This window comes from Niastella sp. sgz303648, assembly GCF_059587045.1.
Genome location: NZ_JCAPSW010000001.1, coordinates 1,333,044 through 1,344,379 on the forward strand (window position 1 = coordinate 1,333,044; position 11,336 = coordinate 1,344,379).

Annotated in this window: 10 protein-coding genes and 1 tRNA gene; 9 read left to right on the forward strand and 2 right to left on the reverse strand. The window is 42.1% G+C overall.

Annotated elements, in window-relative coordinates; all coding sequences use genetic code 11:
* Window positions 1-108 precede the first annotated feature (108 nt).
* The 5 genes from AC59IL_RS04630 to AC59IL_RS04650 all read left to right on the forward strand — a co-directional run bounded on the left by AC59IL_RS04630 (window position 109) and on the right by AC59IL_RS04650 (window position 3,728).
* Window positions 109-1,149 (forward strand): sensor histidine kinase, encoded by a 1,041-nt coding sequence (locus tag AC59IL_RS04630; protein ID WP_496550916.1) that lies wholly within the window; start codon window positions 109-111, stop codon window positions 1,147-1,149.
* On the forward strand, window positions 1,146-1,847 hold the full coding sequence (locus AC59IL_RS04635; RefSeq protein ID WP_496550917.1) for a LytR/AlgR family response regulator transcription factor: 702 nt from the start codon (window positions 1,146-1,148) through the stop codon (window positions 1,845-1,847). The genes AC59IL_RS04630 and AC59IL_RS04635 overlap by 4 nt, the downstream gene beginning before the upstream one ends.
* A gap of 75 nt (window positions 1,848-1,922) precedes the next feature.
* Window positions 1,923-2,099: a chryseobasin-related MNIO class RiPP peptide gene (locus tag AC59IL_RS04640; RefSeq protein WP_496550918.1), complete on the forward strand. Its 177-nt coding sequence runs from the start codon at window positions 1,923-1,925 to the stop codon at window positions 2,097-2,099.
* 11 nt (window positions 2,100-2,110) lie between these two features.
* Complete coding sequence (locus AC59IL_RS04645) at window positions 2,111-3,253, forward strand: multinuclear nonheme iron-dependent oxidase (protein WP_496550919.1); 1,143 nt, start codon at window positions 2,111-2,113, stop codon at window positions 3,251-3,253.
* 52 nt (window positions 3,254-3,305) lie between these two features.
* Window positions 3,306-3,728: an acyl-CoA thioesterase gene (locus tag AC59IL_RS04650; protein WP_496550920.1), complete on the forward strand. Its 423-nt coding sequence runs from the start codon at window positions 3,306-3,308 to the stop codon at window positions 3,726-3,728.
* Between the two features lie 13 nt (window positions 3,729-3,741).
* Here AC59IL_RS04650 and AC59IL_RS04655 read toward each other — a convergent pair whose 3' ends face one another.
* Window positions 3,742-4,464 carry a carboxypeptidase-like regulatory domain-containing protein gene (locus AC59IL_RS04655; RefSeq protein ID WP_496550921.1) on the reverse strand — a complete coding sequence of 241 codons (723 nt, stop codon included), beginning with the start codon at window positions 4,462-4,464 and terminating at the stop codon, window positions 3,742-3,744.
* Between the two features lie 89 nt (window positions 4,465-4,553).
* Complete coding sequence (locus tag AC59IL_RS04660; RefSeq protein WP_496550922.1) at window positions 4,554-6,035, reverse strand: helix-turn-helix domain-containing protein; 1,482 nt, start codon at window positions 6,033-6,035, stop codon at window positions 4,554-4,556.
* A 100-nt stretch (window positions 6,036-6,135) separates the two neighbouring features.
* On the opposite strand from AC59IL_RS04660, the gene aceB reads away from it, so the two are divergent.
* The 4 genes from aceB to AC59IL_RS04680 all read left to right on the forward strand — a co-directional run bounded on the left by aceB (window position 6,136) and on the right by AC59IL_RS04680 (window position 11,223).
* Window positions 6,136-7,824, forward strand: coding sequence for a malate synthase A (aceB, locus tag AC59IL_RS04665; protein ID WP_496550923.1), 1,689 nt, complete (start codon window positions 6,136-6,138; stop codon window positions 7,822-7,824).
* Between the two features lie 10 nt (window positions 7,825-7,834).
* Window positions 7,835-9,112, forward strand: a complete 1,278-nt coding sequence (gene aceA, locus AC59IL_RS04670; protein ID WP_496550924.1) for an isocitrate lyase — start codon at window positions 7,835-7,837, stop codon at window positions 9,110-9,112.
* A 224-nt stretch (window positions 9,113-9,336) separates the two neighbouring features.
* Window positions 9,337-9,421, forward strand: a tRNA-Ser gene (locus AC59IL_RS04675).
* A 305-nt stretch (window positions 9,422-9,726) separates the two neighbouring features.
* A complete protein-coding gene (locus tag AC59IL_RS04680; protein WP_496550925.1) occupies window positions 9,727-11,223 on the forward strand; it encodes a P-loop ATPase, Sll1717 family in 1,497 nt (498 codons plus the stop codon).
* The last annotated feature ends 113 nt before the right edge of the window (window positions 11,224-11,336 follow it).

Sequence of the window (11,336 nt, forward strand, 5' to 3'; positions counted from 1 at the left end):
ATTCGTGGTGACAGATTACTACGTCACCTTATAACCCTTTTTCATCACCCGTACGGTGGTTTCTGCAACATCCAATAATAATTGGTATAATTTGCCGAAATTTAAACCATGTTCACTATCCGGGGGTTTATCAGCGGGAGTACATTTCAACGGCATATATTATTTTGTATAACCGTAATAGGGCTGCTTGCATCCGGGGCCTGGTTGTTACATATTGCCCAATTTCGTTTTAACACAGCGATCGTTTGTACCAATTGCCTCTTCTTTATACTATACATTTATAATGGCCGCTGGGCATGCGAAAACTGGTACCTTAAGAAGCAGATATTCCGCTTTTTGTTGTACATCATTTTAACCGCCACCGGTTTGGCACTGATCGATTTTCTTATTGTAAAATATGTTCTCAACCATCCGAATGCCGGCTTTATGGAATTTTTGTTTGGCACGGCTCTTTTTTTTATTGTGGCACTGATAACCGGTATATTATTAAAGCTGATCAGTTATTCAATGAGGCAGGAGCTGCAAAATGCGCAAATAAAGACCCGGCAAAAAGAAAGTGAGTTTAATTTATTGCAATCGCAGCTAAGCCCGCATTTCCTGTTCAATGTACTCAACAATCTGTATGGCATTTCTATTGAAGAGCATGAGCGCATTCCTGGTCTACTACTCAAATTGTCGGATCTGCTGCGCTATTCGGTATACGGTTTCAGGAAACAATATGTATCGTTAAAAGAGGAAGTGACATATATAAAAAACTATATCGAGTTTGAGCAGATCCGTACCAGAGACCGCCTGGTATTAACTACCGACATTGAGCAGATAAACGACCCGGGCATTCAAATAGTGCCGCAGGTATTGATCGTTTTTATTGAAAATGCATTCAAGCATGCGAAAAATTCATTAATGCGGGAGATAACCATAAACATTTCATTAAACATCACCGGTCATTTTATTTTCTTTAAAGTTAGCAATTCGTGCCCGGTAGAAAAACAGCGCGATCATGAATGGACTGAAAGCTCGGGTTTAGGATTGGCGAACACCATCAAACGGCTTGACTTGTTGTATGGCCCCGATTATCAACTGAAGCAGGAAAAAGACCATGCTGTTTACCGGGTAGAACTACTTTTGAAAATAAAGAACGAACAATGAAAACCAATTGCCTGATCGTGGATGATGAGCCCGTGGCAAGAAATATCATCCGGAATTATTGCAACCTCCTGCCCTTCCTGCACATTGTAGCAGAATGTGGCAATGCACTGGATGCAAGGAAGGTACTTCAGGAACAAGCAATCGACCTGTTGTTCCTCGATATCAATATGCCGGTTTTAAACGGTATCGGCTTTTTAAGCACCCTGAAAAATCCTCCGCAGGTTATTTTCACCACCGCTTACCAGGAATATGCAGTGAATGCATTCGATCTTTCAGCCTGCGATTATTTGCTTAAGCCTTTTTCGTTTGAGCGGTTTATCATAGCCGTTGATAAAGCGAAAGTAAAATCAAACCCTATCGTAACCGCTGAAAATAATCAACCGGTTCAACCACTATATACCTTTATCAGGTCAGAAGGAAAGATCCATAAATTGACTTTTATTGATTGCCTCTATGGCGAAGCCCAGGGCAACTACACCAAAATTGTTACCACAGAAGGAATAGTACTGACTAAAATGGCATTTTCTGCTTTCATCCATATGCTTCCGGGCATATCGTTTCTCAGGGTTCACCGATCGTTTATCATCAATAAGGATAAAATAAGATTAATAGAGGGCAACAGAATATATATAGGGCAATATGAAATTCCTATAGGAGAATATTATAAACAGGATCTCTTAAAAGCATTACAATTGTAGATATTATTAACGGCCATGCAACGGTTCCTTCACATCCCTGGTCATACCTGCAATCAAAAACCCTATTCACGCACCATGAAATTACCAAAAACATTACTTGTTGCGATGCTCACTGGCATCACGCTGCAGACGGTAGAGTCATGCACCAAAAAAAAGGATCCACCCTCTAAAGAAGACAAGGAAAAAAAAGACGACAAAAAGCCTAAACCGCCCACCTATCCGTATGGCTGCATAGCCTGTGGCATGGGTTAAAGTTTTCCTGTATGACCAAGCTGCTTGCTACGGCCGCCTGTAATTTAGATACCGATATACTCAATGCCTGTTATCCGCTGTTCGAACAGGAACGGGTACAGGCCATCGAGTGGTCGTTTGACGCCCTGTTTGATCACGGCGCCTTACCTCCATGGTTTGAAGAATTATTACAGGCATACAGCAATGCGAAAAGACTCACCGGTCACGGTGTGTTCTTTTCGCTTTTCTCAGGAAAATGGTTACCTGAACAGGCGCGATGGCTGGAAACATTACGTGCCACTACGCGACGCTTCCCTCTGGAACAGGTAACCGAACATTTTGGTTTCATGACCGGAAAAGATTTCCATGAGGGGGCGCCGCTGGCGATCCCTTACGCTGCCACAACATTGCGAATCGGCCGTGACCGCCTGCGGCGCATTCAGGATGCAGCGCAATGCCCTGTGGGATTGGAGAACCTCGCCTTCGCCTATGCTATCGAAGACGTGAAACGTCATGGCGATTTTTTACATGAATTGATTGAACCGGTGAATGGGTTCATTATCCTTGACCTTCATAATATGTATTGTCAGCTGCAAAATTTTGCGATGGAAGCAGAAGAGCTGCTGGCATTGTATCCGCTGGATAAGGTGCGTGAAATACATATTTCCGGTGGCAGCTGGGAACAGGTAGCGTGGGACCCGGATCGCCGCATACGCAGGGATACGCATGATGATGCGGTGCCTGCTGAGGTTTTTTCACTACTGAATATGGCCATCGACCGTTGTGCTGAATGCAAATATGTGGTTCTTGAACAACTGGGCAACGGATTGCAAACGCCTGAAAGCCGGCAACAGTTCTATCAGGATTTTGTGCACATGGAAAATATCCTGCAACAGAAAAACAAATCGCGTAATGGTGACGGACAGAACAATTTTTTACCGCTGCACCAGGCGGGCGTGCTATTGGACAACGAACCGGTAGCCGAAGACGACCTACTGTTTCTACAGCAACGTGAACTGTCGAACATACTCGAATCAGCAATGACTTATAGCGAGGCCATGACGGCCTTAAGACACTCTTCGCTGGCTTATACTTCCTGGAATATTGAGAACTGGCACCCGGCCATGCTTGAAACCGCTATGCAGATTGCGCGTAAATGGAAAAAACAAATATAATTTTACAAGCCAACACGCAGGTAGTATTTTTGTGGCCTCTATAAATTATAACATGGAATATTCAAAGACCTATACTGTTAAAGACGAGCACATAGATGTTCAAAACATCGTGGACGGATTGTATTATCCTTTTTATATGGAGTATTGCCGGCACGATTATATTCGCGAAGTGCTGGGTTTCGATTTTGAAGAAGAAGCGAAAAATGGCGTAAACATGGTGTTGAGCAAATACACCCTGCAGTTTGTACGATCATTGAAAAAAGGCGATCAGTTTATTGTTACCTGCAGTCCGCTGTTAGATAAGAACAATAAGTCGGTATTGCATTTTAAGCAAACCATTTTACTGAACAATAAAGTAGTTACCAAAGCGATATTTTCAGGCACCTGCGTAAAAGCAACCGGAGGCAGACCCTTCTTACCCGAAAATTTACTGGAGAAACTGGCAGGTACGCCGGAATGGGACGGAGAGTTGTAAGCAACCGGTTGACCTATCTTCCACTGGTAATATAAGCGTTGCCACAGGTTTTGATGTATTTATAATAATCGTAGTCTGTTTCGAAGTTTTTCAGCATCTCATAGCTGGGCCGGTATTCCACCATAAAAGAATCCAGCGCCGGCGCAGTTAAGCCTGTGATGCGTTTCACCAGCGCTTTAGTGAAGCGGTGATCAACATACTTTTCCCGTTCTTCCCTTTCCAGCCGGGCCTTCAGGTGTTCCATGCTCCTGATCTTTCTTGCATTAAAGATCAGGTCAAGCCCAATACCCATTCCAAAGCCGCCGCCGGGGCTGCCAAAATACGCGGAGGGGTCATAGTCGAACACCTTCCGGTATTCTTCACGGTTGGCCAGCGAATCGAGGCGGTAATCAGGTTGCCGCACCAATACCGAAGGCAACATGTCGACCGATACCGCCAGGCTTACGTCCAGAGGTTGATCAGGCGGCAGTTCTTTAACAGGGAATTTTGAGGTCGCTTTGCCGAGGTAGGAAAAATAAATGGAGTCATTGACGGGCACTTTTATGGTATAGCGGCCAAGCGAATCGGTTACTGTGCCTTTGCCGGAACTGCTCAGCACGCTAACATCAGGCACACCATAACGGGCCTGCTTATCATACACAGTGCCTTTGATAAGCACCTGGGCAACAGCTGCATGGCATAACAAGACGAAACACAGTAATGAAATATTTCGAAAAAAAATTATAGTACCCTTCATTTTTGTACGGTTGAAAAGGCATTAAAATGGTCGGGAATTTTCGTAGAGTGCATGTTAAAAATAATGCATCGTGGAATTGATTCATGCAATTAGTCCAGTAACTGCAGGGCTTCTTCTTTCTTTTTCTCTTTTTCCATTTCAATGATCACGGCAGGTTTGGCAACACGTTCTTTGCAATCTGTAATACCACATCTTTCGCAGGTGGTATGTACCGTTAAAACCGGAATAGCCGCATCATTGACAAAAGGCATGGTATACAATAATTTTTGATCTATCAGCAAACCGATCGTTACGCTAACCGCCTCCGATCCTTCTTTATTGACCGGCTTGGCAATAGATATACACAAATATTTATTATGCGTTTGCCAATACTCCGAAATTTGAGCTTCTATAATGGGCGAGCGGTATTTTTTGTTTTTAACAAGGTCGGCAACATGTTTAATGGATTTAATACTAACCCAGCGGTGACAATAATGTTCATGCAATACATTGGCATACGGATTGTGCAATTGCGACAAGTGTAGTTCCTTGGTCATTTCAAAATAGTTCTCCTCCTTATTCCCGTTCATTCTTAAAAAGAACAGGTTCTCAATACCAAAATGCCGGGGTAAAATATTGGTTAATCGCTGCATCAGCATCTCTGGCGTTACGTTGTAAAAAGTTATAAGGTCCATCCATGATTTGGGATTCCATTTTTGCTGCGTAATAATCCGTTTAATATCATCTGTAAAATGCTCTTCGGGCATTAGCAGGGCTACCGCAAAATAAGATGCTTTAAAATTATTAAGCATGGTATCGAAGGAGGGGCTGTTGTTATTCACCGTATCATATGGCCGGTCGGTAAGTTGCTGAAACTGGAAGCCCAATTCTCTTGCCATTAAAAACATTTCCTGTGCCCGGCTCAGCCCTTTATTCAGATACAGTGTTTTGGTTTTTAAAGAATAGTATGAGCGCAATTTATTCAGCGCTTCAATATTCCCCATCTTCTTTCTGTTAATCTTAATTCCAAAACTTTCAAGGATCGATTCAAGCCGGGTTCCTTCCATCGGAACCATATCTTCTAACTCATACTGTATTCTGAATTTTTGCACAGCTTCTTCTATCTCTTCAAAATAATTATCATGCAAATTCTGGTAAGAACGCAGGGCAGATTTATAAAAGCTTTCTTTTGATAGCTGGTAACTTCTCGAAATCTGCAGCAGGGTGCTGATAAAGGCTGTGACTTTATCGGGCGTATTTGAAAAAAGATCGAGCAGGGCCGCGGGGGTTAATCCAAAATGCTCCCAGGGAATGGCATTGATAAAATCAGAATTGATCAGGTCAATGATCGGCTGCAGTTTTTTACTGGCCCGTATTGAAACAAGATAATCGTATTCAACGCCCAGGGTTTTGGCCAGGATAATGATCTTGTCTGACTTGGGAAATTTTTTTCCGGTTTCTATATCATGTATATAAGAGAGCGATAAGCCTGCTTTATCGGCCAGTTGCTGGTACGATAGTCCCCTTTCCTGCCGAAGCGACTTTACTTTCAATCCAAAAATGAGGCGGATACTGTCGTTTCCTGTAATCATAGCGCCAAAATAAGTTAAAACCCTTAAAAATCGAAAAAATATTTTTTAGCGAAATTTTCGCTATTGAAATAATTTTCTATATTAGTGTAAAATTAGGCGTATGAGAAAAGATTCAGAACAACATCCCATCTGGAGCATTCAGGCTCCCCTCACAAGTGCTTATAAAAGCATATTAACCCAGGAGGCGCTGCAGTTTTTAACAGAACTACAGCGCCGTTTTAATCAGGCCCGAAAAATTGTATTGTTAGAACGAGCCACCATTCAGCACCAGCTTAACCATAGATGGAAACCTCAATTTCTGCCTGAAACATCAAACATCAGGCTTAGCAACTGGTGCATTGCCCCAGTACCGGCCGACCTGCAGAACAGAAGCGTGGAAATAACCGGGCCGGTAGAACGAAAAATGATCATTAACGCCCTGAATTCCGGCGCCAATATATTCATGGCCGATTTTGAAGACAGCCATACACCCACCTGGGATAATACCATTCAGGGGCAAATTAACCTGAAAGATGCCATTAACAGAACCATCTCGTATGTGAATGACAACGGGAAAGAATACCGGTTACAGGAAAAAACGGCCACGTTAATGGTGCGCCCCAGAGGCTGGCATCTTACCGAAAAGCATATACTCATTGATGGCGAACCGGCCAGCGCCAGCCTGGTTGATTTTGGCTTGTACTTTTTTCACAATGCAGCTACCCTGCTACAAAAAGGAACCGGTCCCTATTTTTATCTACCTAAAATGGAAAGCTATAAAGAAGCCAGGTTATGGAATGAAGTGTTCGTATTTGCACAGGATTATTGCGGCATTGCACAAGGCACCATTAAAGCTACAGTTCTTGTTGAGACTATATTAGCAACGTTTCAGCTTCATGAAATTTTGTGGGAGCTGAAAGAGCATTCTGCCGGCATGAACTGCGGCAGATGGGATTATATTTTTTCTTTCATCAAAAAATTCAGAAGTATACCCGGTCATATTCTCCCCGATCGCTCGCAGATAACTATGACGGTACCGTTTATGCGGGCCTACACACAATTGGTAATACAAACCTGTCATCAAAGAGGCGCACATGCCATTGGAGGCATGGCGGCTCAAATACCTGTAAAGGATAATGCATCTGCCAATGAGATGGCACTGGAAAAAGTAAAGGCCGATAAACTACGGGAAGTAACAGACGGCCACGACGGCACCTGGGTAGCGCACCCAGGCCTGGTACCTATTGCGTTGGAAATATTTAATACCCATATGCCAACAGCCAACCAGTTGCACCGCAAACTCGACAATTTTCATTGTACCGAAGCCGACTTACTGCAGGTTCCCGAAGGCACCATCACCGAGGAAGGTATTCGCGCCAACATCAACATTGGCATCCTGTACATCGAAAGCTGGCTGCGGGGCATTGGAGCAGCTGCTATTCATAACCTGATGGAAGACGCCGCCACAGCAGAAATATGCCGTACTCAACTTTGGCAGTGGCTGCAGGATGAAACCCCGCTGGCCGATGGCCGCCTGTTTTGCCACACATTGTATGAAGACTGGCGCGACGATGAAATTGAAAAAATAAAGCAAACGGTTGGATGTATGCAATACCAACAGGGACAATTTGTACAGGCCATTTGCATATTCAACCGACTTATTGTAAACGAAGCATTCGAAGAATTTTTCACCATACCCGCTTACGACACGATTCTCTCAAACAATGACAAAAAAGTGTGCCTGGAGCAACCGGTAAAAACAGCTAAACCTGAAACAGTGCAGGAGCCGGCTCATTATATCACTCAATAAAAGTTTGCTTATGAACATCGAACAGCAGATAGCCCAACTAACAAGCGAATGGGAAACCCATCCAAGATGGACAGGCATTAAACGCCCCTACACCGCCGCAGAAGTATTAAAAATACGGGGAAGGATAGAAATCGAATATTCTCTTGCCAAACAGGGTGCACAAAAGCTATGGAAATTATTACATGCCCAGCCTTACGTGGCGGCCCTGGGCGCCTTAACAGGAAACCAGGCTATACAGGAAGTTGCAGCCGGATTGGATGCCATTTATTTAAGCGGCTGGCAGGTGGCTGCAGATGCCAATGTAGCAGGCGCCATGTATCCCGATCAGTCTTTATATCCTGCCAACTCGGTGCCTGAAGTGGTAAAACGCATTAACAATGCTTTACTTCGTTGCGAACAGATAGATTCAGTAAATAATGTTGACACTACCGACTGGATGTGCCCGATAGTAGCCGACGCAGAAGCAGGTTTTGGCGGCAACCTGAATGCATTTGAATTAATGAGGGCTATGATTGAAGCTGGTGCATCGGGTGTACATTTTGAAGACCAGTTATCGAGTGCCAAAAAATGCGGACACCTTGGCGGCAAAGTGCTGGTGCCAACACAGGAAGCTATCAACAAGCTGGTAGCAGCCCGCCTGGCGGCAGATGTTATGAACACCCCCACCCTGATTATAGCAAGAACCGATGCCGAAGCAGCCGGTTTGCTCACTTCGGATATTGATGGCAGAGATCTGCCTTTTATTACCGGAGAAAGAACAAATGAAGGATTTTATTATGTGCGTAATGGCATACAGCAATGTATAGCGCGAGGCATTGCCTATGCACCATATGCAGATATGCTTTGGATGGAAACGTCGCACCCCGATATTGGCATGGCAAAAGAATTTGCGCAGGGCATTCACGAACGGTTTCCCGGCAAATTACTGGCATACAATTGTTCTCCGTCGTTTAACTGGGCCAGGCATTTAAGCGAAAAAGAAATGGAAACTTTTTGTGAAGAGCTGGCGGCATTAGGATACAAATTCCAGTTTATAACACTCGCAGGTTTTCATGCCCTGAACACTTCGATGTTCGAATTATCCCGGTTGTACAAACAAAAGGGTATGGCAGGCTTTTCAGAATTGCAGCAAAGGGAGTTTGCGCTGCAGGCAGCCGGTTTTAAAGCGGTGAAGCACCAGAGTTTTGTAGGTACCGGTTATTTTGATACGGTGCAGAATATTATACAGCAGGGGACGTCATCTACCGTTGCCATGAACAACAGCACCGAAACCACGCAATTTCATTGATGACTACGTAAAACAAAAGCCGGGCGTTTGCCAAAGTGAGGGTTATAAAGAATAGCAACAAAATCATTTATCAAACAAGCACGACCAGGGTAATAAAAACGATTCACAGGAGCGGGAAAGGGGGCCGGATATTACTACAAACAATTGAAATAAAAAAGCTTGTAAAAAATAATAATCTTGAATAGTTTTTTTGTTAGTTAAAATGCTACCCCTATTTTTGCCCCGGAGAGATGGCAGAGCGGTCTAATGCGGCGGTCTTGAAAACCGTTGACTGTTACAGGTCCGGGGGTTCGAATCCCTCTCTCTCCGCAGAAATTGAAAAAGCCTTCAAGTCATTGGATTTGAAGGCTTTTTCATTTTGAAGTTTTGGCTGCTAAATATAACCTTTAGACGCAAGTAATTTAATTCCAATCACTTGTACGTTCGAAATGCACAATAATTTGTATATTGTAAGCTCATTTCCACTTTAAATAAAATCAATTACTTGATCTGTGCTTGTCAACGAAAGCAATAAATACCGAACATGTTGTATTGGTACTATATCCGAACACAATAAACGAAAGGTAACCTTGTAAGGAAAATACTAACGTTAGCCGAAAATTAAAATTGAGCTTATGGAAAAAATTGAAATTTTACAGCAAATTAATTTAGGAGAAAGAATTGCTGAAGAGGAAATCGAAACGTTAGACAAGTATTTTGTTAGTACTGAGGACTGGCGCTTATTGTTTGAGAATAAAGTGGATGTGGTTTATGGCACAAAAGGGGCTGGAAAAAGTGCACTTTACGCAATATTAGACTCAAAAAAACAGGAACTATTTGACAAAGCAATCTTATTAACTACCGCAGAAAACCCTAGAGGTAACACAGTCTTTGAAGGACTAAATATAGACCCACCAACTTCAGAAATTGAATTTACAAGGCTATGGAAATTATATTTCTTAGTTATTACGGTATCAGAATTTGACTCTTGGGGAATAAACTCAAAAAAATTTCTTGAAATTAAAAATGTCTTAGTTGCTGCCAAATTAATTCCCGCAAAATATGGATTAAAAGCCATATTGAAGGCTTGCCGAGATTATGTCAGACAAATCATGAATTTAGAGGCAATTGAGCCTAAAATGGGAGTAAACGAAGCTTCAGGTATGCCTACTTCTTTTAGTTTAAAAATTTCATTTAGGGAACCAGATCATAAGGAACTCGAGGAAGGGATGCGCTCAATAGACTACTTATATCAAACATTGCAAGAAGCTTTGTTAGCTGAAAAAATTAGCCTATGGATTGCGGTAGATAGGTTGGACGTAGCATTTTCGGAGAATTTAGATCTAGAGACAAATGCGTTAAGGGCATTATTTAAAGTTTATAGAGATTTGACACCTTATACCACTCTTAAAATTAAGATCTTTTTACGGGATGACATTTGGCGAAGGATAACGGAAGAAGGTTTTAGGGAGGCTAGTCATATAACAAAAACTGTAACAATAAGTTGGAAAAAAGAAACAATTGTTAATTTGATTATGAGAAGGTTATTAAGTAATCAATCAATAGTTGATGCATTTAAGATTAACAAAGAAGCTATTTTAGCTAATTATGACGAACAAGAAAATCTTTTTTACAGATTATTTCCGGAGCAAATTGAAATTGGAGATAAAAAGCCCAAGACAATTGACTGGATACTTACACGAGTTAAAGATGGGAAAGGTATAATCGCTCCACGTGAAGTAATACATTTATTTAATGAAGCAAAAACAGAACAAATAAGAAGAATTCAAGTTGGGCAAAATGATCTTACACATGAGAATTTAATCGGAAGAAATGCTTTTAAAGTATCATTAGATAAAGTCTCAAAGGTTCGATTAGAACAAACGATATATGCTGAATTTCCTACTCTAAAAGAATTCATACAAAAATTATCTGGAGAAAAAACCGAGCAACGTCTGGAAACATTATCAAGTATTTGGAATTGTTCCTTAGAAAAAACAAAAATTATAGCTCAAAAATTGATTAATATAGGGTTCTTTGAGGAAAGGGGAGATAAAGACGAACCACGTTTTTGGGTTCCTTTTCTTTACAGGAATGAACTTCAAATGATTCAAGGAGCTGCCGATATATAAACTTCGGCTAACAGGCAGTTTGGCAATATGGTCGGGCGACGAATATATTCTCAACTTTTGTTCGCTAATCGTATCCCTCCGGGAAGTTTAACAATGGATAGTAAAATAGTTAT